Annotated in this window: 22 protein-coding genes; 4 read left to right on the top strand and 18 right to left on the bottom strand. The window is 73.4% G+C overall.

Features of this window, described 5'->3' with window-relative positions:
- The first annotated feature begins 7 nt into the window (after positions 1–7).
- Complete coding sequence (locus ACK8HX_RS14975; RefSeq protein WP_411941522.1) at positions 8–643, top strand: O-methyltransferase; 636 nt, start codon at positions 8–10, stop codon at positions 641–643.
- A 3-nt stretch (positions 644–646) separates the two neighbouring features.
- Here ACK8HX_RS14975 and ACK8HX_RS14970 read toward each other — a convergent pair whose 3' ends face one another.
- The 10 genes from ACK8HX_RS14970 to dapE form a co-directional block, all read right to left on the bottom strand.
- Positions 647–1,003: a hypothetical protein gene (locus ACK8HX_RS14970; protein ID WP_411941521.1), complete on the bottom strand. Its 357-nt coding sequence runs from the start codon at positions 1,001–1,003 to the stop codon at positions 647–649.
- Entirely contained in the window at positions 1,003–2,520 is a 1,518-nt protein-coding gene (locus ACK8HX_RS14965) for a leucyl aminopeptidase family protein (protein WP_411941520.1), read from the bottom strand. The genes ACK8HX_RS14970 and ACK8HX_RS14965 overlap by 1 nt, the downstream gene beginning before the upstream one ends.
- Positions 2,521–2,596: 76 nt before the next feature.
- Positions 2,597–2,770 carry a DUF3117 domain-containing protein gene (locus ACK8HX_RS14960; RefSeq protein WP_166118302.1) on the bottom strand — a complete coding sequence of 58 codons (174 nt, stop codon included), beginning with the start codon at positions 2,768–2,770 and terminating at the stop codon, positions 2,597–2,599.
- A gap of 122 nt (positions 2,771–2,892) precedes the next feature.
- A complete protein-coding gene (locus ACK8HX_RS14955) occupies positions 2,893–4,191 on the bottom strand; it encodes a hypothetical protein (RefSeq protein ID WP_411941519.1) in 1,299 nt (432 codons plus the stop codon).
- Positions 4,178–6,259, bottom strand: a complete 2,082-nt coding sequence (locus ACK8HX_RS14950; RefSeq protein WP_411941518.1) for a DivIVA domain-containing protein — start codon at positions 6,257–6,259, stop codon at positions 4,178–4,180. The genes ACK8HX_RS14955 and ACK8HX_RS14950 overlap by 14 nt, the downstream gene beginning before the upstream one ends.
- Positions 6,256–6,711, bottom strand: coding sequence for an SRPBCC family protein (locus tag ACK8HX_RS14945; protein ID WP_411941517.1), 456 nt, complete (start codon positions 6,709–6,711; stop codon positions 6,256–6,258). The genes ACK8HX_RS14950 and ACK8HX_RS14945 overlap by 4 nt, the downstream gene beginning before the upstream one ends.
- Positions 6,712–6,726: 15 nt before the next feature.
- Complete coding sequence (locus ACK8HX_RS14940) at positions 6,727–7,014, bottom strand: DivIVA domain-containing protein (RefSeq protein ID WP_411941516.1); 288 nt, start codon at positions 7,012–7,014, stop codon at positions 6,727–6,729.
- Positions 7,015–7,084: 70 nt separating this feature from the next.
- Positions 7,085–8,938 (bottom strand): PA domain-containing protein, encoded by a 1,854-nt coding sequence (locus ACK8HX_RS14935; protein WP_411941515.1) that lies wholly within the window; start codon positions 8,936–8,938, stop codon positions 7,085–7,087.
- 110 nt (positions 8,939–9,048) lie between these two features.
- The gene (locus ACK8HX_RS14930; protein WP_411941576.1) at positions 9,049–9,789 is read right to left on the bottom strand and encodes an LOG family protein; all 741 of its coding nucleotides are present in this window, start codon (positions 9,787–9,789) and stop codon (positions 9,049–9,051) included.
- Positions 9,790–9,893: 104 nt separating this feature from the next.
- Entirely contained in the window at positions 9,894–11,009 is a 1,116-nt protein-coding gene (gene dapE / locus ACK8HX_RS14925) for a succinyl-diaminopimelate desuccinylase (RefSeq protein ID WP_411941514.1), read from the bottom strand.
- Positions 11,010–11,099: 90 nt separating this feature from the next.
- Here dapE and dapD point away from each other — a divergent pair, with 90 nt between their 5' ends.
- On the top strand, positions 11,100–12,023 hold the full coding sequence (gene dapD / locus ACK8HX_RS14920; RefSeq protein WP_411941513.1) for a 2,3,4,5-tetrahydropyridine-2,6-dicarboxylate N-succinyltransferase: 924 nt from the start codon (positions 11,100–11,102) through the stop codon (positions 12,021–12,023).
- Positions 12,024–12,040: 17 nt separating this feature from the next.
- Positions 12,041–12,946 (top strand): hypothetical protein, encoded by a 906-nt coding sequence (locus ACK8HX_RS14915; protein WP_411941512.1) that lies wholly within the window; start codon positions 12,041–12,043, stop codon positions 12,944–12,946.
- A gap of 11 nt (positions 12,947–12,957) precedes the next feature.
- Here ACK8HX_RS14915 and ACK8HX_RS14910 read toward each other — a convergent pair whose 3' ends face one another.
- The 3 genes from ACK8HX_RS14910 to fdxA form a co-directional block, all read right to left on the bottom strand.
- Complete coding sequence (locus ACK8HX_RS14910; protein WP_411941511.1) at positions 12,958–14,244, bottom strand: citrate synthase; 1,287 nt, start codon at positions 14,242–14,244, stop codon at positions 12,958–12,960.
- Between the two features lie 86 nt (positions 14,245–14,330).
- Entirely contained in the window at positions 14,331–15,503 is a 1,173-nt protein-coding gene (dapC, locus tag ACK8HX_RS14905; RefSeq protein WP_411941510.1) for a succinyldiaminopimelate transaminase, read from the bottom strand.
- A 7-nt stretch (positions 15,504–15,510) separates the two neighbouring features.
- Positions 15,511–15,837, bottom strand: a complete 327-nt coding sequence (fdxA, locus tag ACK8HX_RS14900; protein WP_166118274.1) for a ferredoxin — start codon at positions 15,835–15,837, stop codon at positions 15,511–15,513.
- Between the two features lie 21 nt (positions 15,838–15,858).
- Here fdxA and ACK8HX_RS14895 point away from each other — a divergent pair, with 21 nt between their 5' ends.
- A complete protein-coding gene (locus tag ACK8HX_RS14895) occupies positions 15,859–16,887 on the top strand; it encodes a GNAT family N-acetyltransferase (RefSeq protein ID WP_411941509.1) in 1,029 nt (342 codons plus the stop codon).
- Between the two features lie 3 nt (positions 16,888–16,890).
- Here the strand turns inward: ACK8HX_RS14895 and ACK8HX_RS14890 are convergent, their stop codons facing one another.
- Genes ACK8HX_RS14890 through typA form a run of 5 tightly spaced genes read right to left on the bottom strand, consistent with a single transcriptional unit; the run spans position 16,891 to position 23,930 of the window.
- Positions 16,891–18,618 (bottom strand): VanW family protein, encoded by a 1,728-nt coding sequence (locus tag ACK8HX_RS14890; RefSeq protein ID WP_411941508.1) that lies wholly within the window; start codon positions 18,616–18,618, stop codon positions 16,891–16,893.
- The gene (locus tag ACK8HX_RS14885; RefSeq protein ID WP_411941507.1) at positions 18,615–19,124 is read right to left on the bottom strand and encodes a flavin reductase family protein; all 510 of its coding nucleotides are present in this window, start codon (positions 19,122–19,124) and stop codon (positions 18,615–18,617) included. Before ACK8HX_RS14885 ends, ACK8HX_RS14890 begins: the two co-directional genes overlap by 4 nt.
- Positions 19,121–19,993, bottom strand: a complete 873-nt coding sequence (mshB, locus tag ACK8HX_RS14880; RefSeq protein WP_411941506.1) for an N-acetyl-1-D-myo-inositol-2-amino-2-deoxy-alpha-D-glucopyranoside deacetylase — start codon at positions 19,991–19,993, stop codon at positions 19,121–19,123. The genes ACK8HX_RS14885 and mshB overlap by 4 nt, the downstream gene beginning before the upstream one ends.
- Entirely contained in the window at positions 19,990–22,026 is a 2,037-nt protein-coding gene (locus ACK8HX_RS14875; RefSeq protein ID WP_411941505.1) for an ABC transporter substrate-binding protein, read from the bottom strand. The genes mshB and ACK8HX_RS14875 overlap by 4 nt, the downstream gene beginning before the upstream one ends.
- Before the next feature lie 8 nt (positions 22,027–22,034).
- On the bottom strand, positions 22,035–23,930 hold the full coding sequence (typA, locus tag ACK8HX_RS14870) for a translational GTPase TypA (RefSeq protein WP_411941504.1): 1,896 nt from the start codon (positions 23,928–23,930) through the stop codon (positions 22,035–22,037).
- Positions 23,931–24,116: the final 186 nt, after the last annotated feature.

The following is a 24,116-nucleotide window of genomic DNA, read 5'->3' as shown; positions in this document are numbered from 1 at the left end:
GTGGGGCATGAGCACCCTCAAGCCGGCCAGCTGGTCCTACGCCGAGGAGTTCGTGCCCGAGCCCGAGGTCGTGGAGGCCGCGCGCCGCCGCGGGCTCGAGACCGGTGCGGCGTCCCCCGTCGGCACCGGGGCCGGAGCCGTGCTGCGCCTCCTCGCGGCCGCCGTCCAGGCCCGGCACGTCGTCGAGGTGGGCACCGGGGCCGGCACGTCGGGGCTCTGGCTGCTGTCCGGGATGCCCGAGGACGGCGTGCTCACGACCATCGACGTCTCCGCCGAGCACCAGCGGCTGGCGAAGCAGGCGTACGCCGAGGCGGGCCACGCGCCGCAGCGCACCCGCGTCATCACCGGCCGGGCGAGCGAGGTCCTGCCCCGGATGACGGACGGCGCGTACGACCTCGTCCTCGTCGACGCCGACAAGGAGGCCTACCCCGAGTACGTCGAGCACGGGGTCCGGCTGCTGCGTCCCGGAGGGGTGCTCGTCCTCGACAACATGCTCTGGCAGGACCAGGTCGCCGACCCCGCCGCGCGCGATGCGACGACGACGACCCTGCGCGACCTCGGCAAGGCCCTGCGCGACCACGACGGCCTCGTGCCGGCGCTGCTGCCCGTCAGCGACGGCCTCCTGGCGGCCGTGAAGCGCTGACCCCTAGCTGACCGACGGGCCCGCGCCCCGGCGGAAGCCGGCCGGGCCCTCGGCGATCGCGACGACCTCCCACTCCTCGATGTCGGTGGGCGCCGACCCGATGATGGCGCTCCCCGGCGCCTGCGCCGCGCCCTGCTCGAACCCGTCACGGAAGACCTGGCGCTCCTGCTCGCTGTCGAAGACGTAGGTGCCCTCGAACCACTCGCCCTCGCGCATCCGCCACACCTTGAAGGCGAGGCCGTCGAGGAACATGAAGCGCGCGATCGAGGTCCCGACGACGTACTCGCGCAGCTGGTCCGGGGCGTCGTCCGGGGCGTCCTCCAGGGACCACCGCACCGTCAGTCCGTAACCCGCGTTCATCAGCGCATCTCCTCCAGCCACCGCAGCAACAGTCTCGTCCCGAACCCGGTCGCCCCCTTGGCGTCGGTGCCCGCGTCGACGTCCGAGCGGCCCGTTCCCGCGATGTCGAGGTGCGCCCAGCGGCGTGCCCCGACGAACTCGCGGAGGAAGAGGGCCGCCGTCACCGCTCCGCCCCCCACACCGGGAGCGATGTGGGTGAGGTCGGCGACGTCGGAGTCGAGAGCTCGACGGTAGGTGTCGGACAACGGCATCGGCCACAGCGTCTCACCAGTCGAGGTGCCGGCGTCCACGAGCGCGTCACGCAGGGCGTCGTCGTTCGCGAAGACCGGCGCGGCGACGCGGCCGAGCGCGATGCGGGCGGCGCCGGTGAGGGTGGCGACATCGACGAGCCAGGTCGGGTCGAGCTCGGCGTCGGCGTAGGCGAGGGCGTCGGCCAGCACGATGCGGCCCTCGGCGTCGGTGTTGCCGATCTCCACCGTGGTCCCGCCGTAGTGGGTCACGACGTCGCCGGGACGGTAGGACGCACCGTCGACGGCGTTCTCGGCGAGGGCGAGCAGCCCGGTGACCCGGACCCGGACGTCGAGGGCGCGGCAGGCCGCGAGGACCGCGAGGACGACCGCTGACCCGGACATGTCGGTCTTCATGCCGAGCATGCCGTCGGCCGGCTTGACCTGCAGGCCACCGGTGTCGAACGTGATGCCCTTGCCGACGAGGACGACGCGCGGGGTCGTGGCCGTCGCGCCGACGGGCTCGTGGTCGAGCCGGACGAGCCGCGGCGGGGTGGCCGAGCCGCCGCCGACGGCCAGGAGGCCGCCGAACCCGTCGCGCCGCAGGGACCGCTCGTCCCACACGGTGACGTCGAGCCCGGCGCCGCGGGCCACGACGCGGGCCTGGCGCGCCATCCAGGCGGGGTTCTTCGTGTTGGAGGGGGTGTGTGCCAGGCCGCGCGCGACGAGCTGGGCCCGGGCGCGGACGACGGCGTGCTCGACCGCTGCCGACGCGTCGGTGCCGGTGACGACGACCTCCCGGGCCGGCACGGCACCGGCCTGCGCGCCGTCGCTGCGCCAGCGGGGTGTCGTCCACGAGGCGAGGACGACGGACTCGACCCACGCGGGGAGCCCGTCGGAGCCGGCGACGTCGCCGACGGCGTGGACGACACGGCCGCGCCCGCGCGTTGCCCGGCCGACCGCGGCCCCGGCGGTCCGCCACGCGCGGGGCGACCCGTCACCGGAGCCCACGAGGACGATGCGGCGCACCGGGTGCGCGCCCGGCGCGAGCGGCACGGTGGTGACGGCACCGGCGGTGGAGGACGGCTCGTGGGTGGCGACGACGAGGTCGGCGTCGAGCCCGAGCGCGGTGAGGGGCGCGAGGGTGGCGGCCGCGTCCTCCCCCACCGGGACGACGAGCACGGCGTCCTCGGCGGACCGGGGCGGGATCGCCGCGAGGGCGTCCTCGAGACCGGTCGTCACCGACCAGGCGGAGGTACGGGGGTCGAGGATGGCGTCGTCGCGGGGCACCCGGCGACCCTAGCCCGTGACGCGACGAGGCCCCCACCGGCATCGGCGGGGGCCTCGGGCAGTCAGGGCGGAGAGGTCAGTTCAGGCCCTCGCAGTTGTCGATGGCCTCGCCGAGCGCGCGCACCTCGTCCGGGGTCATCTCGACGACGAGCCGGCCGCCGCCCTCGAGGGGCATGCGCAGCACGATGCCGCGACCTTCCTTGGTGACCTCGAGCGGGCCGTCGCCCGTCCTCGGCTTCATTGCCGCCATGGCTGAAATCCTTCCCTCGTCGCGGTCACTCCCGAGGTGCGCCGCGTTCGCGACCGGCGCCGTACCGCCGGTTCAGGCGTCCATTATCCCGTAGCCGTGCGACAGGACGAAATCTGGGCCGGTCAGGGCGGGAAGGACCCCCACGGGGTGTAGACGAGCAGCGCGCAGGTCCACCACACGAGCCCGCCGAGGAGGACGAGGAGGACGACGCCGACCCGTCGCCGCCAGTGCGGCACCACCGACTGCCCGTTCGCCGTGCGCATCGCGACCGACGCGAGGAGCGCCGCGAGCGGCACGTCGAGGAGGAGGAAGCGCCACATGCTCGTGATGGGTCGGACCACCGCGAAGAGGTAGAGCGGGTACGCGAGCGCCCACGCGCGGGCCTCGATGGAGATCCAGCGGCCGTGCCGGCCGAGGACGAGCGCGATGTAGGTGCCGACGAGGGCGAGGAGCACGAGGACCCCGAACAGCCCCTTGCCGTCCCACGCCCACTCCAGCCACAGGACGAACGGGCCCTTGTCGGGTCGCTGGCCCCAGGCCGCCTGGACGTCGAAGAACGCCGTCGGCACCCCCGTGGCGAGGCCGGCCACGACCGGCCAGGCGATGCCGCTGAGGCCGAGCATCCCGAGCATGACGACGGCGCTGGCCCGCTGGCCCTCGAGCGGGCGCACCCCGGCCGCGCGGTCCTCGCGCCAGCGGACGACCAGGTGGATGAGGGCGGCGGCGCCGAGGGCCGGCGCGACGCCGCGGGTGAACCCCAGGGGGACGGAGACCACGGCGACCCACAGGTAGCTGCGCCGGACGAGGAGGAGGAGGGCGAGCGCGACGAGGAGGACGGCGAGCGCCTCGGTGTACGGCTTGAGCATCACCGCGGTCGTCGGGTAGAAGCACCACAGGCAGGCGGCGACGAGGGCAAGGCGCTCGCGCTGGGGCTGCCGGTCGGCGTGGACGCCGCTGCGCAGCAGGGCCCAGATGAGGACCGCCGCGCCCCCGCCGAGCACGACGTTGAGGACGCCGCCCGCGAGGGTGAACCCCATCCCCGTGACGAGCATGAGGCCCTTCACGAGGTAGGGGTAGAGCGGGTAGAACGCCCACGCGCTGTAGGTGATCCGACCGTTGTCGGCGTCGACGGGCAGGGGCACGGGGTAGCCGTCGCGGACGATGCGCTCGTACCAGACCCCGTCCCAGAGGCCGAACATGTCGCCGATGTTCGGGTCGGCGTGGCCGACGCCGGCGGGGTTCTGGAACCACTGCGCGGCGGCCCACACGGCGGCCAGCGAGACGACCCGCGAGACCGCGTACACGGCGAGCACGGTGAGCACCGGGTGGCGGAGGGCGCGCGCGCCGATGGCGTGCCGCCCCGCCGACGTCAGCGGGTTCAGCCGCACCGTCTCCGCGTGCTCGACCTCAGCCAGCGCCATCGGTCACCGTCCTCACGTCCCAGAGGTACACCCCTCCGGTGTGCACCGTGGGCTCACCGAGCACGTCGGTGAGGGAGCGGAGGAGGGCCGCGGCCTCGGGGCGGGCCTCGGGGAGGACGACGGCGTCGACGCGGCCGGCACGCAGGTGCTCCTCGAAGGTCTCGACCTCGCCGTCGGAGGCCCGCCGCGCGACGTTGGACGTCGTGATCTCGCCGAGCCACTGGGTGAAGGCGGTGGGTGTCGCGCCGTACTGGCCCGTGCGCTCGGGAGAGGGGTCGGGGCCGACGAAGTAGCCGGCGACGACGGGGAACCCCCACCGCGCCTCGGCCTGCCACTCCAGGGCCCGCGTGTCGGCGACCCAGGGCGGCGGCGCCGCGAGGACCGAGCCGCCCTCGTCGACCCACTCCCGCCACGACCCGTCGCGGAAGAACTGGGGCATCGGGGCGCGCGGCTCGACGACGAGGGGCGTCGGGACGACGGGCAGCAGGACGAGCGCGGCGGCCGCCCCGGCGACGGCGAGGCCGGCACCGCGCCCTCCCCCGGCCCGCGCGACCCGGCGGCGGACCTGCTCGGTCCCGAGCGCCAGGAGGGCGCCGAGGGCCGGCACGGCGATGAGCGTCAGGCGGGTGGGCAGGACGTTCTCGACGACGGGGAGACGCTCGAGCAGCGCCCACGGCCCGGGGACGCCGGTCGGCTCACCGGCGACCGTGACCTCCTCGCCGAGGGAGAGCCAGCACGCGACGACGACGACGACGGCGAGGGCCCGGACCTCCACGCGGCGCCAGAGGACGACGCTGACGAGCAGCGCGGCGACGAGCAGCGGGATCCCGAAGAAGGAGTTCTCCTCGGTGCGGTTCATCGACACCGCGGCCGAGGCCCACGGGTCGGCGCCCAGGCTGCGGGTGGCCCTCCCCCACAGCTGGGTGAGGTCGTTTCCGGCCGGTGGGTGCCAGATCGAGCCGTAGCTGCGCGGGCCGGCGAACTGCCACCACAGGGGGAACGCGACGAGGACGCCGGCCAGCGCTGCGCCGAGCCCGACGCCGGGGAGGAAGCGCCGCCACTCGACACGTCCGTGGGCGAGGAGGACCAGGCCGCCGACGAGGACCCCGAGCGCGGTGAGGAGGAGCACCTCCTCACCGATGAACACCTGCCAGACGACGAGGAGGCCGAGCACGACGCCGTCGCGCAGGGTCCGCCCTCCGGGGCCGGCGAGGCGTAGCAGGCGGTCGAGGATGAGGGGGACGAGGAACTGGGCGACGAAGTTGGGGTGGCCGTTCGCGTGGCTCACGAGGCCGGGGGCGAAGCCGGCGAACCCGGCGCCGAGGGCCGCGGCCAGCGGGTGCACGGCGAGGTGGCGACGGAACAGCCAGAACCAGGCGGTCGCGGTGAGGGCGAGGCCGAGCAGCTCGACGAGGATGAAGGTCCACTGCGGCCCGGCCAGCAGGGTGACCGGCGCCAGCGGGACCCCGAGGCCGAGGACCGAGGCGTTCGCCATGAGGTTGACGCCCTCGGGGTAGTTCTGCAGGTCGCTGAAGAGCGGGTTCGAGAACGTCACGAGGTTGTGCGCGGTGGCGCCGAAGTACCACTCGAACGCCTGCTGGTCCTGCACGCCCTGCGAGAGGTGGCCGGTGCGCGGCGCGGCGAGGAGCCCGGACATCACCCACACCGCGGTCAGCAGGTAGGCGAGCGGGGCGAGGAGGTCGGATCGGCGCAGGGGCAGCGGCCGGGCGGCGTCACGCGCGGGGCGTCCGGCAGCCGAGGTGTGGCGGGCGGCTGCCGGACCGCCTTCAGGGGGCGGCTCCTCGGCCGCCACCCGGGTCCCCTCGGCCGGGGGCGGCACCTCTCCGCGCAGGGCGGCGATGGCGCGGTCGTGCTGGGCGACGCGCGCCTCGAGGCGGTCGACGACCGCGTCGACCTGCTCCATCCGGTAGCCGCGCAGCTGCGGACGGAAGGTGTCCGGGTCCGGCGGGGGCGCGTCCGCGGCGGCAGGCCGTGGCCGGCCGAGGGCCCAGGCGACCGTCGCGACGACGGCGACGCCGAGGAGGGCGAGGAGGACGGCCCAGGTCACGACGCCCCCTCCGGTCCCGCGGGTCGCACGGCCTCGGCCTCGGCCCGCCGGAGCAGCCCGTCGACGAGACGCCCGAACAGGACGGCCCCCAGCCGGTCACCGAGCGGACGGGTCAGGGTGCGCAGACCGGGCAGCCAGAGCTCCTCGCGCCAGGACACGGTGGTGGCGCCCGGTGCCGACGGGTCGGCGACGACCTCGATGTCGGCCCAGCCCCGCAGCCAGCGCCCGGTCTTGACGACGCGGACCCGGCGCCCGGGGTCGAGGGCGGTGACGAGCATCCGGTCGGCGGCCCGGAGCGGGCCGAGGCGGGTCCACGCGACGACCTCGGCGCCGAGGGCGAGCCCGCGCTCGGGGACGGCGACGTCGGTGAACGGGACGTGCCGGGTGTGCTCGGCGAGGTCGGACACGGCGGCGAAGGCCCGGTCCGGCGCGAGCGGGGTCTGACGGGTCACGGTGAACGCCACGGGTCAGCCCTCGCGACGGCGGAGGTCGGCGAGGGTCTGCTCCCGCTCGCGCAGGTCGTCGCGCAGGGCGACGAGGCGGCGGTCGACGTCCTCCATCCGGTACCCGCGCAGCGCGGTGTCGAAGCGCACCGCGTCGATGTCGGCGGCGCTCGGGTCCTCGGGCAGGCCGTGGTCGGGGGTCGAGCGGACCGGCTCGGCGAGCGGGTCGGCCGGCACCCGCCCGCTCGCGACGCCGAGCACCGTCAGGACGAGGGCGACGGCGACGAGCGCGAGGAGGACGAGCGGGACCACGGGCCGATCCTACGAGCCGGGCCGGGGTGGGCTCCTCGCCCACCCCGGCCCGGTTCGGCCCGGCCGGCGGTCAGCCGCCGGTGTACTGCAGGAGGTAGAGCCCGCTGTCGCGGTCGGAGGCGAGGACGTACTTCTGGCCGTTGGGGTGCTGGTGCACCTCGACGCCCCAGAAGTTGTTGCCGCCCTCGTCGATGAAGGCGCCGACCTCCTGGAGGGTGCCGCCGGCGTAGCTGACCACGCGGAAGCCCGCTGCGTAGTAGGAGATGTACGCGAGGTCGGCGTCGGGGTCGGTCGCGACCTCGTGGACCGACAGGTCACCGAAGCCGCTCGCGTACGCCGGGTCCTGGCTCTCGGGGACCCAGTACTCGTCGAGCGCCTGCATCGTGTCGGTGTCGTACAGGTGGACGTAGCCCCAGCCGTCGAACACCGCCTTGATGTCGACGTCCTGGCCGGCCGCCCCGACCGCGGTCGGGATCGCGGTGCCCGCGCCGCTGGCGTCGCAGGTGTAGCCCGCCGGGACGCCCCCGGTGAGGATGCGGAAGCCGTCGGTCCGCGAGACGAAGACCGCCGGGATACCGGCCTCGACGAGCATCGAGACGAGGGTGTCGCAGCCGTCGACGCCGGTCCTGTTGAAGACGACGGCCCCTGCGTATCCCTTGCCCTCCACGTTCTGCACCTTCGTCGTGAAGTCGCAGACCCCGCGCTCGATGACGGCGATGCTCGTGGTGGAGGGAGCCGCCGGGACGGCGGCGGGGTCGCAGGCCAGGCCGACGAAGGTCGTCGGACCCGAGAGGCTGGTGTCCGGGTCGATGGCCGGGACGTCGGAGCCCTGGATGGCCGTGAACTCGGTGCCGTCCTCCATCGTCGCGGTCACCCGGTAGGGGTCGAAGTCCTCGTCGGTGGCGATGAAGTGCTCCCGGTCGCGCGTGAACTCGGCCTGGTGGGCGTTGCCCTCGGGGGAGATCGTCTGACCGGCGACCTCGAGCCGCACGGGGTCGGCCGCGGCGAAGTCGGTGTCGTCGAGGAAGACCGGAGCCGCGGGGTTGCTCACGTCGAGCTTGGCGTAGCCGCCGTCCCAGTAGGAGACGAGCATCGTCGGCACTCCGTCGACCGTCTCGACGACCATGTCGTGGAGGAAGACCGCGTCACCGTGGACCGCGCCCGGCGGCTGGGCCGTCTGGGTGTCGAGCGAGGTCTCCGAGATCAGGCGGGGCTTGGACGGGTTGGTGATGTCGAGGATGTCGACGTCGGTGTCCTCGAGGTCGTCGACGAGGACGGCGTAGGCCTTGGACCCCTGCGTCCACATCCGCACCGAGTGGGTCTCGTTCGCCTTGGTCTGCGCCTTGCCGTTGACCGAGAAGTCGCCGGCTCCCTCGACGAGCTTCTTGGGCTTCGTCGGGTCCGTGACGTCGACGAGGGTGATGCCGCCGACGCCCTTGGTCTCGCCGGGGCAGATCTCGTTCTGGTAGGCGAGGACCTCGCCGCTGAAGAACGGGGTCTCGAGGTGGATCACCTGCGAACCCTCACCGCTGAACGTGCCGCGGTGGCTCGGGATGAGCGAGACCTTCTTGGGGGCCGCGGGGTCCGAGATGTCCACGACGTAGACCCCGCCGCGGTCGCACTCGGGCTCCCAGAACGCCGTGAGGTACGCGTAGTTCCCGTAGGCCGAGACGTCGGCGACGCGTCCGGGCTCCTCGGCCCCCGCGAAGAGGTCGAGGTTGCCGATGACGTCGACGTTGGTGCTCACGGGGGGCAGGTGGCCCTCGTCGCCCCCGTGCTGGGCATGGTGCCCGTGGGTCTCCTTGCCGGAGTCGAGGACCCCGTCGTCGACGTACACGACGTCGTCGTGCGCGGCTGCGGAACCCATGGGGATCGCCAGGGCCATCGCTGCCAGGAGGATCGTGCCGGATCGTCGTGCCCTCATCTGCCTGCTCCTCGATCTGTCATCACCCGATCGGCGGATTCAAACACCGAGGTCATGGCCCTGAACAGGCCCAGCCGAGCGCTCGGCGGCACCCTTCCCTCAGCAAACCCTCAGGGAAGCGGGTCCTCGGGGCGCGGGACCCCGCGCAGCCCCCCGCGGGCCGACCCGTCGGCGGCCACGATGGCGGCCACGGCCTCCTCGACGTCGTCGGTGAGGGTGAGCAGGGCGAGGTCGGCCTCGTTGACCGTCCCTACGGTGCGAGCCGTGGCCCTGAGCCAGTCGAGGAGCCCACCCCAGTAGCCGGTACCGAGCAGGACGATGGGGAAGCTCGTCACCTTCTGGGTCTGGACGAGGGTGACGGCCTCGAACAGCTCGTCGAGCGTGCCGAACCCGCCGGGCAGGACGATGAACCCGGAGGCGTACTTGACGAACATCGTCTTGCGGGCGAAGAAGTAGCGGAAGTTGACCCCGAGGTCGACGTACTCGTTGAGGCCGGCCTCGAAGGGCAGCTCGATGCCCAGGCCGACGCTCGTGCCGCCGGCGTCGAGGGCGCCGCGGTTGGCGGCCTCCATCGCCCCGGGCCCTCCCCCGGTGATGACGGCGTACCCCGCCGCGACGAGGGCCGCGCCCAGCCGGGTGCCGAGCTCGTACGTGGGGTCGTCGGGCCGCGTGCGCGCGGAGCCGAAGACGCTGACCGCCGGGCCGAGCTCGGCGAGGGCGCCGAACCCCGTGACGAACTCGGACTGGATCCGCATGACCCGCCACGGGTCGGTGTGCACCCAGTCCGCCGAGCCGCGGCTGTCGAGCAGCCGCTGGTCGGTCGTCGAGCCGGGCACCTTCTTGCCCCGCATGACGACCGGTCCCTGGTGGTACTCGCGCTCCGCCGGAGGGGTGCTGAGGTCTGGGGTCTCGTCCACGGCGCCACGCTATCCCGCGGGCCCGTTGCCCCCGCCGTTCAGGAGAGCCAGCGGGTCAGCGCGTCCTCGCAGAGGCCGTACTGCGCGACGGGGCACTGCTCGTCGTCCATGTGCGCGAGGTTGGGGTCGCCGGGGCCGAAGTTCACGGCCGGCACGCCCATCGCGCTGAAGCGGGCGACGTCGGTCCAGCCCTGCTTGGCCTCGACGGGCAGCCCGAGCGCCTCGACGAAGGCCTGCGCGGCCGGCAGGTGCAGCCCGGGCCTGGCGCCGGCGGCGTTGTCGACGACGTCGACGTCGAACCCGGTGAAGACCTGGCGCACGTGGGCCTCGGCATCCTCCGCGGAGAGGTCCGGCGCGTACCGGTAGTTGACCGTGACGGTGCACCGGTCGGGGATGACGTTGCCGGCGATCCCGCCGCTGACGAGGACGGCGTTGAGCGCCTCGCGGAACTCGAGGCCGTCGACCTCACGGGTCTGCGGCTCGTACGCGGTGAGGCGGGCCAGGACCTCGGCGGCCTCGTGGATGGCGTTGTGCCCCTTCCACGGCCGGGCACTGTGGCTGGCGATGCCCTTCGTCGTGACCTCGGCGCGCAGGGTTCCCTTGCACCCGCCCTCGACCCGGCCGTCGGTGGGCTCGAGGAGGACGGCGAAGTCGGCGTCGTCGATGAGGTCGCGCCGCTGCTGCTCGACGTGGAGCAGGCCGTTGTACTGAGAGTCGATCTCCTCGCCCTCGTAGAAGACGAAGGTGATGTCGCGGCTCGGCTCGCGGACCTCCTGGGCGACGCGGAGCATGACGGCGACGCCGCCCTTCATGTCGACGGTGCCGCGACCCCAGAGCACCTCGCCGTCGCCGCCCGTGACCCGCTTCGTCGGCAGGTTCGGGGGGTCGACGGTGAGAGGGACGGTGTCGATGTGGCCGGCGAGGACGACCCGTTCCGCCCGCCCGAGGTCGGTGCGCGCGACGACGGTGTTGCCGACCCGGGTCAGGGTCAGGTGGGGCAGCGCCGCGAGGGTCGACTCGATGGCGTCCGCGAGGGCCTCCTCCCCCAGGCTCACCGACTCGATGTCGCAGATCGCCGCGGTCAGCGTCGTCGCGTCGACGGTGAGGTCGAGCGTGGCCCCGGGCGAGGGTGTGGCGGAGGCAGCGGAGGACATGCACGCCACCCTAGTTGCGCCCGGCCGCACGCTCCGCCGCGGCCTCCGCCGCGTGCTCCGGGGTCCCGCGGCCCCCGTAGGCTGACCGCCATGACGCGCACCGCCTGGGGTCACGGCCTCCTCTCGACGACCGACGACGGCACCGTCCTCGACGCCTGGTACCCCGCCCCGGCCCTCGGGGCACGCGACGGCAGCAGCGTGCCGGCCGAGCTCGACGCCCTCGTCGGCACCGACGAGGCCCGCCGCGTCACGAGGACGACCGCCACCGTCGAGGTCGACCTCGACGCCGCCCCGGCGAGCACCGAGGACGCCTACCTGCGCCTCCACCTGCTCAGCCACCGGCTCACCCCGCCGAACAGCATCAACCTCGACGGCATCTTCGGCGTGCTGCCCAACGTCGTGTGGACCACCGAGGGCCCGTGCGCCGTCGAGGGCTTCGAGCTGACCCGCGCCCGGCTCCGTGCGCGCGGCGCGGTGCAGGTGCTCGGCGTCGACAAGTTCCCCCGGATGGTCGACTACGTCGTGCCGAGCGGGGTCCGCATCGCCGACGCCGACCGGGTGCGGCTCGGCGCCCACCTCGCCAGCGGCACCACGGTGATGCACGAGGGCTTCGTCAACTACAACGCCGGGACGCTGGGCTCGAGCATGGTCGAGGGACGCATCAGTCAGGGCGTCGTCGTCGGCGACGGGTCCGACATCGGGGGCGGCGCGAGCACCATGGGCACGCTGAGCGGCGGCGGCACGGAACGCGTCAGCATCGGCGAGCGTTGCCTGCTCGGAGCCGAGTCCGGGCTCGGGATCGCCCTCGGTGACGACTGCGTCGTCGAGGCCGGCCTCTACCTCACCGCCGGCACCAAGGTCACCCTCCCCGACGGGACGGTCGCCAAGGCCCGCGAGCTGTCCGGGCAGGGCAACCTGCTCTTCCTGCGCAACTCGGTGACCGGCACGGTCGAGGCACGCCCCCGCGACGGCCACGGCATCGTCCTCAACTCCGCGCTCCACGCCAACGACTGAACGGATCCCGACCCCTGATGCCCCGCACCGCCCGTGGCGCCCTGACGCTCGCCGAGACGGCGCCCCGCTCGCGCCGCCAACGCCGCATCGGCGGCCTCCTCACGGTGGTCCTCGTCGGCGTCGTCGGGACGGCCGGCTACGTCGGCATCCGCCACCTCACCCGGCTCGTGTCCGGGGAGTCGTGCCGGGTCACGGCGGCGGACCAGACGTTCGAGTGGGCTCCCGACCAGGCGAGCAACGCCGCGGCCATCACGGCGATCGCGGTCAAGCGGGGCCTGCCACCGCGGGCGGCGACGATCGCCATCGCGACGGCGATGCAGGAGTCGAAGGTCCGCAACGTCCGCTTCGGCGACCGCGACTCCCTCGGCCTGTTCCAGCAGCGGCCCAGCCAGGGGTGGGGCTCGGCCGAGCAGATCCTCGACCCCGAGTACTCGACGAACAAGTTCTACGACGCGCTGGTCAAGGTCGAGGGGTACACCGACATGGACATCGCCGAGGCGGCGCAGGAGGTCCAGCGCTCCGCCGCCGGCGAGGCGTACGCCCAGCACGAGGCCCAGGCCCGGGTGACCGCCTCGGTCCTCAGCGGCCAGACCCCGGGCGGCATCGGCTGCGCCCTGGGGGACCCCGAGGGGCCCGGTGACGCCGACGAGCTCCTCGCCCTCGTCGAGAAGGACTTCGGCCTCACCGGCGTGGTGACGGGCGAACGGCAGGTCCTCGTGAGCACCGACTCCGACGACGCGGCCTGGGCCGTCGCCTCGTGGGCCGTGGCCCGCGCCGTCGACACCGGCGCCGTCGAGGTGCGGACCGACCTGTCCCGGTGGGAGCGCTCGATGGACGAGGCCTCCCTCGGCTGGCAGTCCGTCGGGACCGGCTCGTCCGCGGGCGAGCCCGACGCGCGCAGCGTCCTCATCCGGCTCGCCTGACGAGCCGGCCGTCAGCGCTCGTCGATGGCGAGGTAGTCGCGCTCGCCGTGGCCGGTGTACACCTGTCGGGGGCGGCCGATCTTCGTCGTGGGGTCCTCGATCATCTCCCGCCACTGGGCGATCCAGCCGGGGAGGCGGCCGAGGGCGAACAGCACGGTGAACATCCGCGTCGGGAAGCCCATCGACTTGTAGATGATGCCCGTGTAGAAGTCGACGTTGGGGTAGAGCCTGCGCTCGACGAAGTAGTCGTCGGCCAGGGCGATCTCCTCCAGGCGCATCGCGATCTCGAGCAGCTGGTCACCGCCGGACGTCTTCGCGAGGATGTCGTGGGCCGTGTCCTTGATGATGGCCGCGCGCGGGTCGTAGTTCTTGTAGACCCGGTGCCCGAAGCCCATGAGCCGGACGCCGTCCTCCTTGTTCTTGACCTTCGTCATGAACTCGTCGGTGGAGTACTCGGCGTTCTGGATCCGCTCGAGCATCTCGAGGACGGCCTGGTTCGCCCCGCCGTGCAGCGGGCCGAAGAGGGCGTTGATGCCGGCCGAGACCGAGGCGAACAGGTTCGCCTGCGAGGAGCCGACGAGCCGCACCGTGGAGGTCGAGCAGTTCTGCTCGTGGTCGGCGTGCAGGATGAGCAGGAGGTCGACGGCGCGCACGAGGTCGGGGTCGATCTCGTAGTCGGTGGCCGGGACGCCGAAGGTCATCCGCAGGAAGTTCTCGATGAGGCTGAGGTTGTTGTCCGGGTAGAGGAACGGCTGCCCGATCGACTTCTTGTACGCGTAGGCCGCGATGGTCGGCAGCTTCGCCAGGAGGCGGATCGTGGAGATCTCGACCTGCTGCTTGTCGAACGGGTCGAGGCTGTCCTGGTAGAAGGTCGACAGCGCCGAGACCGCCGAGGAGAGCACCGGCATCGGGTGCGCGTCACGGGGGAAGCCCTGGAAGAACCCCTTGAGGTCCTCGTGGAGCATCGTGTGCTGGCGGACCTTGTCCTCGAAGGCCGCGAGCTCGTCGGCGGAGGGGAGCTCGCCGTAGATGAGCAGGTACGAGGTCTCGAGGAAGGTCGAGCTCTGGGCCAGCTGCTCGATCGGGTACCCGCGGTAGCGCAGGATGCCCTGGTCGCCGTCGATGTAGGTGATGGCGCTCGTGCAGCTGGCGGTGTTCGTGAAGCCACCGTCGAGGGTGACGTTGCCGGTCTCCTTCAGCAGCTTGGAGATGTCGTAGCCGCTGTTGCCCTCGGTCGCCCGGACGAGCTTGAGGTCGAGCTGCTTGCCCTCCGCGGAGAGGGTGGCACCGTCGGTCATGTCGTTGATCCTTCGCGTCGGGCACAAGTTCCTGTCGACCCTACCCCTGAGGATTCCGCGGCGAGAAACCGCGGTGGGGGTGCGCCCTACCGCCCCGCGGCCCGTTCCAGCCGGGTCGCGGCCGCGGCGATGCGCTCGTCCGGGGCGGTCAGCGCGATCCGCACGTGGCGGCGGCCCGCGGCGCCGTAGAAGTCGCCCGGCGCCGCGAGGACGCCGACCTCGGCCAGCCGGGCGAGGGTCTCCCGGCCGTCCTCACCCGCCGTGGCCCACAGGTACAGGCCGGCCTCGGAGTCGTCGACGCGCAGCCCGAACGCCTCGACCGCCGGGAGGAGGACGGCGCGCCGGGCGGCGTACCGGGCCTTCTGCTCCTCGACGTGGGCGACGTCGCCGAGCGCCGCGAGCAGCGCCCGCTGGACGGGCCACGGCACGATCATCCCGGCGTGCTTGCGGACCTCGAGGACGCGGCCGACGACCGCCGGGTCGCCGACGACGAAGGCCGCGCGGTACCCGGCGAGGTTGGACTGCTTCGACAGCGAGTACACGCACAGCAGCCCCTCGTGCGAGCCGCCGGTGACCCGGGGGTCCAGGATCGACGGCGTGGTCGGCGGCTCGGTCGAGCCCGCCTCGCGCGGACGCCAGTCGAGCTCGGCGTAGCACTCGTCGGACGCGACGACGACCCCGTGCTCCCGCGCCCAGACCACCACCTTCGCGAGGTGCTCGACCCCGAGGACCTTGCCCGTGGGGTTGCCGGGGGTGTTGAGCCACAACAGCTTCGGCGTCGTCGCGGCAGTGGGCGGACCCAGCGAGGTCAGCGAGTCGACGGGCAGCGGTGTCGCGCCGGCGAGCCGGGCGCCGACGTCGTAGGTGGGGTACGCGACGCGGGGGAACCCCACGACGTCGCCCGGGCCGAGGCCGAGGAGCACCGGGAGCCAGGCCACGAGCTCCTTGGACCCGATGGTCGGCAGCACCCCTGAGGGGTCGACGTCGGGGACGCCCCGGCGGGCGGCGAACCAGGCGGCGACCGCCTCGCGCAGGTCGGCCGTTCCGTACGTCAGGGGGTAGCCGGGGGCGTCGGAGGCCGAGGCGAGGGCGTCGCGGACGACCTGGGGCGTGGCGTCGACGGGCGTGCCCACGGAGAGGTCGACGATGCCGCGCCCGGACGCGCCGGGCAGGTCCGCGTCGGCAAAGGCACTCGCCCGCTCCTTGAGGGGAGCGAGCGAGTCCCAGGGGAAGTCGGGGAGCCGGAGCACCGCCGTCACCGGGTCCTTACTCGTCGTGCTCCTGCGGGGGCAGGTCGGCGATGATCGGGTGGTCCTTGGCGATGACGCCGAGCTTCGCGGCCCCGCCCGGGCTGCCGAGGTCGTCGAAGAACTCGACGTTGGCCTTGTAGTACTCGGCCCACTGCTCGGGGACGTCGTCCTCGTAGTAGATCGCCTCGACCGGGCACACCGGCTCGCACGCACCGCAGTCGACGCACTCGTCGGGGTGGATGTAGAGACTGCGCTCGCCCTCGTAGATGCAGTCGACGGGGCACTCCTCGATGCAGGCCTTGTCCTTGAGGTCCACACAGGGCTGCGCGATCACGTACGTCATGTCGCCCATACTATGCGGGCCATGGACGCGCGGGAGGGCGGGCCGGATCGTGACCCGCCGGTCGGGTCGCGGGTCGTCGTGCGCCACCGGCTCCCCTCTCCCGACCCCGTCTCCGGGGCCTCGCTCACCGACGTCGTGGGCGACCTCGTGGGCGCAGACACCACCGGCCTGACCGTCGCGACGCGGCGGGGCGAGGTCCGGGTCGCACGCGCCGACGTCACCGTGCTCAAGGTCGTCCCACCCCGCCCGTCGCGCCGCGGGGCCCCGCACCGCGCCCTGTCGGTCGAGGACCTCCAGCGCGTCATGGTCGGGGCGTGGCCGGCGATGGAGACCGCGCGCCTCGGCGGCTGGCTGCTGCGAGCGTCGCGCGGGTTCACCCAGCGCGCCAACTCGGTCGTGACGACGGGCGACCCCGGCCTCCCGCTGCCCGACGCCCTCGCGGCGGTGGAGCGCTGGTACGCCGAGCGGGGACTCCCGGCGAACCTCACGGTCGCGTCCCTGTGGGGGTCGGACCCCGCCGCCGACCCCGTCACGGTCGAGGCCCTGGCCCGCGGGTACCACCTCCGCCGGCCCACGCTGACGCTCACGGCCGCCACCGTCACTGTCGCGGATCTCGCTGTCCCGCAGCCAGATCCGAACCACCACCCCCCGGAGGTCGCGCTCGCTGACGGGCTCGACGACGCCTGGCTTGATGCCTACCGCTCGTACCGCGAGGTCGACGAGGAGGCTGCGCGCGCCATCCTCACCGGGTCACCCGCGCAGGTCTTCGCGACGGCGCGGGACGAGGACCACACGGTCGTCGGCGTGGGGCGCCTCGGCATCAGCGACGCCTGGGGTGGGATCGCCGCGATGTGGGTCGCGCCTGCGGCCCGGCGCCGCGGCACCGCGTCCCTCGTCCTGCGGGCCCTGGCGCGCGAGGCGGCCGCGCGCGGCCTGCGGTCGCTCCACCTGCAGACCGACGAGGTCAACGCCCCCGCCCTCGCGCTGTACGAGCGCCACGGCTTCGAGCGGCACCACGTGTACGTCAACGTCGCCCGGAGCCCGGGCTGAGCCTCACTTGGCGTCGGGGTGGGTGCAGGTGACGTCGTCCTCGGGGCGGTACGTCGTCGTGTAGGTCTCGCGCTTGACGACCGAGCCGCCCTGCCTGAAGATCCGTCCCACGTCGACGGTGAAGCCGACCACCGGCTTCTGGGTGATGCACTCGGGGTCGTCGTCGCTGTACTTCTTCGGCTGGACGATGTTGCGCCGCGGGCTCTTCGTCGCCTCGATGTCCCACTTCTTCGTGCCCCAGAAGGTCACGGTGATCGAAGTGTCCGTCGTCGAGACCTGCATGTGCACGCCGCCGTCCGTGACGTTCGTGAAGATGTTGTGCAGGTCCGGCCACGAGATCGTCGCCTCGCGACCCTCGGGGTAGCGCGAGATGTAGTAGTAGTGCGGCGTCCACGCGTCGAGCTTCATGCCGGAGAAGAACGCGGCGTTGAAGATCGTCGTCGAGACCTGGCTGATGCCGCCGCCGTAGTTCTCGGCGGCCCGCCCGCCCCGGATGATCCCGGCCTTGACGTAGCCCTTCTCCGGGGTCCGCTGGCCGAGGATCGCGTTCATGCTGAACTTCTGGCCCGGCGGGATGTACGTGCCGTTGATGATGCGCGAGGCCAGCTTGATGTTGTGGACGCGTGCCTGGCCGGCCTGGAAGTAGGTCGTGAACGAGGAGATCCGCTCCTTGGGGAGAGTCTTCTTCGCGATGTCGGTCGTGAAGGCCGGCTGGGTGACCGTGGTCCTGACCTCCGCGGCCTTCTGGGTCCCGCCGATGGCCTTCCACACCTCGGCGGTCAGTGACGCGTCGTCGAGCGCGAGCCCGGTGACGTGGGGCTTGACCGACGGGGTGCGGCCGGAGAACGTCACGACGGCGTCCTTCGCCTCGACCTCGACCTCGGCCTTCTTCGCCGCGGCGTGGACGACCTTGGCGAGCTCCTTCGGGTCCGGGCGCGGCGTGATCGCCCCGGAGGCGTCGGGCGTGAGGACGACCGCGGACGCGAACTCCTTCGGCGTCAGCGGGAACGACTTCCCGCCGGCCGACACCGTGACGGGCCCGGAGACCGCGATGTCGGCGAACTCGGTTCGCACGCGGGCGAGCTCGTCGACCGAGACCTTCGTGGGGAGGGTCTCGGCAGCCACGGCGACGGTCGTCGCGCCGGGCCAGCGCGCCCGGACCTCCTCGAGGGTCCCCGCCGTGTCGGTGCGGGTCCCCGCGACGGGCTCCTTGACGGCGACGGCGCCCCCGGCGATGGAGATCGAGCCCTCGGCGGGCTCGGCGTCGAGCTCGCCGCGGGCGCCCTCGACCGCCGCCGAGAGCTTGGCCTCGTCGACGCGCACGACCGCCGGCTCGACGCCGCCACCCGCGACGTGGCGCCAGACGTCCGTGGGCACGAGCGAGAAGCCGACGAGCTCGTCGACCGTCGCGTCGACGTCGACGGAGAGGCCGACGTCCGTCGGGGCCACCTCGACCTTCCCGGCACTGGAGGTCAGCACGAGCGGCGTGCCCGTGGCGGTGGCGACCTCGGCGGCGAGGGTGTCGCGAGCCGCGTCGGCGCCCTGGCCCCCGAGCGCGACGCCGGCGACGGTCGTCCCCCGCGGCACGCGGTCACCGAGCAGGGCGGCGGCGGCGACGTAGACGACGGCGAGGAGCAGGAGGGCGAGGCCGGCGAAGAGCGGCCAGCGGGGGCGCGTCGGCGCCTCGGGCTCCTCCCACTCGAGGTCGTCGCGCAGGCTGTCGAGGGTCATGCGATGCTCCCGTAGCGTCCTCGGAAGTGGACCAGGCCTGGCCCCACGGTGTCGGGCAGGTCGATGGCGAGGACCTCTGCGACGACGATCGCATGGTCCCCGGCCGGGTGCACGTCGGTCGTGCGGCACTCGAGGTGCATGAGCGCGCCGTCGAGGAGCGCGTTGCCGGTGGCCTCGCCGCGCCGGTGGGGCGCGCGGTCCAGCTGGCCGTGGAGGGGGCGGCCCCGGGTGGCGAACCACTCCGAGAGCGGGCGCTGGTCGGCGGCGAGCACGCTGACCCCGAAGGTCCCGGCCTCGAGCACGGCCCCGTACCAGCGGGCCTCGGTCTCGGCGCAGACGAGGACGAGGAGGGGGTCGAGCGACACCGAGGTCAGGGTGTCGGCGGTCATCGCGTGGTCGTGCCCCCCGGCGACCGTGGTGAGGACGCTGACGCCGCTGACGAGACGGCCCATCGCCTGCCGGAACACGGCCGGGTCGAGGGGTTCGGGAGACTGCTCGGCGGTCACGGTGTCCCCTCGCTGACGGGTCGGCCGGTCGACGGGTCGAGCCGGGCGTAGCCCTCGCGGCCGGCGAGCCGCGACACGACGTGGTTGGACAAGGCGTACCACCCCTCCCCCACGACGACCTGCGTCCCGTGGTGGCGCAGCGCCTCGGCCTGGGTGGCGACGACGACCGGGTCGACGACGCGGTGCGTCACGGCGTCGTCGGGGACGACGGAGGTGGCCACGGGGTCGTCGGGGCCGGGGACGACGAGGTCGCCGGCGGGGGCGTTCGCGGCGAGCCAGGCGCGGTCCTCGGCGACCCAGGACCGCGGGGTCAGCGTGCCGTAGAGCACGGGCGGCGCGGCCGCGGTGGCGACCGCGTGGCAGGTGGCCTCGTGGGTGCGGACGTGGTCGGGGTGGCCGTACCCGCCGGTGGCGTCGTACGTGACGACGACGTCGGGGGCGACCTCGTCGATGACGCCGCGCACCGCGGCCGCGGCGTCGGCGAGGTCGGCACGGGTCCACGCGCGCGGGTGGCGCGACGCGGGCGAGCCGGCCATGCCCGAGTCCCGCCAGCGGGTGGGCGACCCGTCGGGGCCCGGGCCGAGCAGGTGCGAGGTGGCGCCGAGGACGGCCAGCGCCCCGCGCAGCTCCTCGAGACGGTGCCCCGCGAGGGGGTCACCCTCGGCGCCCTCGAGGTGCGCCAGCGCGGCAGGGATGACCTCGCCCTCCTCACCGAGCGTGCACGTGAGGACGTGGACGTCGTCGCCGCGGGCGACGTGGTGGGCGATGGCGACGCCGGTGGCGAGGGTCTCGTCGTCGGGGTGGGCGTGGACGAAGAGCAGGCGGGCTGCCCTCCCCTCGACCTCGACGCCGTCGAGGAGGCCCGTCACGGGGCCACCGCGATGTCGGCGAACTCGACGACACCGCCGTTGACCGCGTTGGCCGACAGGTTGCGGACGTCGGAGCCGGAGACGTAGAGCGCCCGCCGCTCCGCGAGCCCGATGTAGGCCCCGCGCTGGAGGAGGGACGCGTCGAGCTCCGCCCACGCCGCCTCGCGCTCGGCACGGTCGGCGATGGCCTGGATCTCCGCCATCCGGGCGTTGACCTTGGGGTCGGCCCAGTAGCCGTAGTCGCGGCCCGGCCCGGTCTTGGTGATGTTGATCGAGCTGTCGAACAGCGGCGGCAGGACGGTCGAGGCCGAGGCCCAGGCCGGGGCCCAGTTCGACCAGAAGACGTCGATCTCGGTGGCGGCCTTCGGGTCGCTGATCTGCGAGAAGTAGTCGTCGGTGATCGGCTTCGCGGTCGGCTCGAAGCCGGCGAGGCGCCAGCCCGCCACGAGGGCCGCCATCGCCTTGTCGCTCGTGGGGTTCGAGCGGTAGGCGACGGTGAACGGCACCGGGCCGGTCTTCTTCGCCTCGAGGAGGAGGGCCTTGGCGCGCTCGGCGTCACCCTTCGTGCCGGTGCCGATCGGGTCGGCCTCGTGCGCGGCCGGGAGGGACGCGGGGATGAGCGAACGGGTCGGCTGCGCGGCCGTCGCCCCGCCGATGGCGGTGACGTAGGCGTCGCGGTTGGTCGCCGCGGCGAGGGCCTGGCGGACCAGCTCGCTCTTGAACACCTCGCTGCGGGTGTTGGGGACGAGGTAGTCGACGACACCGGTCAGCGGGTTGACCGAGCGCTCCTGCAGGCTCTGCACCGCGGTGATGTGCTGCTGGATGGCGGGCGGCGCGGACCCCAGCGCCACGGCGTAGCGGCCGGTGTCCCCGTCGGCCATGACCTGCTGGGCCACCGCCTGGGTGTCCAGGCCCTCCTGGAAGCGGATGACGTCCGGGTGCGCGCGGCGCACGGGGTCGCTCGCCCGGCTCCAGTGCGGGTTGCGGACGAAGGTGCCGCCCTCGCCGGCGGACCAGGTGCCCTCGAGCGTGTACGGGCCGGCGGAGAAGACGTCGTAGCCGCCGGCCTCGCGGCGGTCCTCGGACTTCTTCACCGGGCCGAAGGCGGGCTGGCTGACGAGCTCGTTGAAGTCGCTGAGCGGCGAGCTGAGCGTGAAGGTGATCGTCTGCCCCTTGCAGGTGACCGCCTTGTCGAAGATCGCCTGGGCCTTGACCGCGGCCTCGCCGGTGCCGTAGGGCCCGGGGTAGGTGCTCGTGCCGTCCATCTGGCGCGGGATGGCGAGGACGGCGAGGGCGTCGGTGGGGCCGCCGGCGATGACGTCGGTGGCGAAGGTCCGCGAGATGCCGTACGCGACGTCGGCGCAGGTCAGCGGGCTGCCGTCCTGCCACTTCAGCCCGTCGCGGAGGGTGAACGACCAGGTGCGCAGGTCCTTGCCCGGGGTGCCGGTGTCGGTGGCGAGGTCACCGACGAGGCGGGACTGCCGGCTCGGGTCGGTGCTCGGGGCGTACGCGGTGAGGGTGCGGGCGAAGACGCGGCCCGCGAAGGCCATGTCGTCGCGCGAGGCGATCCGCTGCGGGTCCCACGTCGCGACGGGGCCGAGGGTCAGCGCGTGCAGGGTGCCGCCGTCGGTGTCGACGCGGTCGCCGACGGCCGAGGTCGCCGCGGCGGTCTCGGGCGCCTGGCCGGACCCGCTGCCGAGGAACCGGGTCCCGAGGAGCGCACCGAGGGTCAGCACGAGCACTCCCACGACCGCCAGCGCGACCGTGAGCGCCCGCGGACGGCGACGACGCGCCGCCCGGCGGCCGGCGCGGGTCGTGCCCTCGGCGGCCGGTCGACGTGCACCGCCCGGCGCGGCTCCCGCCGCGGGGCGGGCGCCGCGGGTCCCGGCGGGGCGGGTCCCGGCGGCGCGGGTCCCGGCGGCGCGCTTCTCACCGCCGTGGCGGCTCGCGCGCGTGGCGGCCCCGGGCGGCGCAGGGGTGGCCTCGGGGGCGGGGTCCGGGGTGGACCGGGGCGTGGACTTCCTCAGGCGCACGTCAGCGTTCAGCTCCTCCGGGCCCGCGCGGCGGTGCGGGCGCGCAGGGTCTGGTCGAGCTCGACCTTGCGGATGCGGACGGCCTCGGGCGTGACCTCGACGCACTCGTCCTCACGGCAGAACTCGAGCGACTGCTCGAGGGAGAGCGCCCGCGGCGGGGCGAGCCGCTCGAGGACGTCGGCACCGGCGGAGCGGACGTTGGTCAGCTTCTTCTCCTTGGTGATGTTGACGTCCATGTCGTCGACGCGGGAGTTCTCGCCCACGATCATCCCCTCGTAGACCTCGGTCGTCGGGGGGATGAACAAGGTGCCGCGCTCCTGCAGGTTCATCATCGCGTAGGCGGTGGCCGCGCCGGCGCGGTCGGCGACGAGCGATCCGCTGATCCGCGTGGAGATCTCGCCGACCCACGGCTCGTAGCCCTCGAAGACGTGGTGGGCGATGCCGGTGCCGCGGGTGTCGGTGAGGAACTGGGTGCGGAAGCCGATGAGCCCGCGCGAGGGGACGAGGTACTCCATCCGGACCCAGCCGGTGCCGTGGTTCGTCATCTGCTCCATGCGGCCCTTGCGGGCGGCGAGCAGCTGGGTGATGGCGCCGAGGTACTCCTCGGGGGTGTCGATGGTGAGGCGCTCGACCGGCTCGTGGACCTTGCCGTCGACCTCGCGGGTCACGACGACGGGCTTGCCGACGGTCAGCTCGTAGCCCTCGCGGCGCATCTGCTCGACGAGGATCGCGAGCGCGAGCTCGCCGCGGCCCTGGACCTCCCAGGCGTCGGGACGCTCGGTGGGCAGCACGCGCATCGACACGTTGCCGACGAGCTCGCGGTCGAGGCGGTCCTTGACGAGCCGAGCGGTGACCTTGGCGCCCTTGACCCGGCCGGCCATCGGCGAGGTGTTGATGCCGATCGTCATCGAGATCGCCGGCTCGTCGACCGTGATGAGCGGCAGCGGGCGCGGGTCGTCGGGGTCGGCGAGGGTCTCGCCGATGGTGATGTCGGGGATACCGGCCACGGCGATGATGTCGCCCGGCCCGGCGGAGTCGGCGGGGCGGCGCTCGAGCGCCTCGGTCATGAGCAGCTCGGTGATCTTCACCCGCTCGACCGAGCCGTCCTTGCGGCACCACGCGACCTGCTGGCCCTTGCGGATCGTCCCGTTGTGGACGCGGAGCAGGGCGAGGCGGCCGAGGAAGTTCGAGGCGTCGAGGTTGGTCACGTGGGCCTGGAGCGGCGCGTCCGCGTCGAAGGAGGGCGCCGGGATCGTCTCGATGATCGTGCGGAACAGCGGCTCGAGGTCGGTGCCGTCGGGCAGGGCACCGTCGGCCGGGCGGGTCAGCGAGGCGATGCCCGCCTTGGCCGACGCGTAGACGATCGGGAACTCGAGCTGGTCCTGGTGGTGCTCGGCGTCGACGAGGAGGTCCATGAACAGCTCGTAGACCTCGTCGACGACCTCGCTGATGCGGGCGTCGGGGCGGTCGACCTTGTTGATGCAGAGCACGACGGGCATCTGGGCGGCGAGCGCCTTGCGGAGCACGAACCGGGTCTGCGGGAGCGGCCCCTCGCTCGCGTCGACGAGGAGCACGACGCCGTCGACCATCGACAGGCCGCGCTCGACCTCGCCGCCGAAGTCGGCGTGACCGGGGGTGTCGATGATGTTGATCGTCATGCCGTCGGCGAGCCCGGCGTCGGTCGCGGCCTTGCCGGCGTACCGGACGGCGGTGTTCTTCGCGAGGATGGTGATGCCCTTCTCGCGCTCGAGGTCGCCGCTGTCCATGGCCCGCTCGTCGACGTGCTGGTGCTCACCGAACGCCCCCGACTGCCACAGCATCTTGTCGACGAGGGTGGTCTTTCCGTGGTCGACGTGGGCGACGATGGCGACGTTGCGGAGGTCGTCGCGGCGGGAGGCAGACATGCCCACCAGTCTCTCAGGTCTTGCGCCCACGACCGAATCCGGTGTAACGGGTGCCGGCCGCCGGGCGTTCGGCGACGGCGGGTCTCAACTGCATAACCATGCTGTTCGGAGCGGCAACCGGCGCAGTTTTGCCGTTATGGTCCCGCCTTGTCGGTGGATGGTGCGGCTCGCCCGCGCCGACTCGGC

Origin of the sequence: Oryzobacter faecalis (genome assembly GCF_046764005.1) — a bacterium.
GTDB classification, from domain to species: domain Bacteria; phylum Actinomycetota; class Actinomycetes; order Actinomycetales; family Dermatophilaceae; genus Oryzobacter; species Oryzobacter faecalis.
The sequence above is the reverse complement of the archived record's forward strand: the minus strand, read 5'-3'. Positions and strand labels throughout refer to the sequence as shown.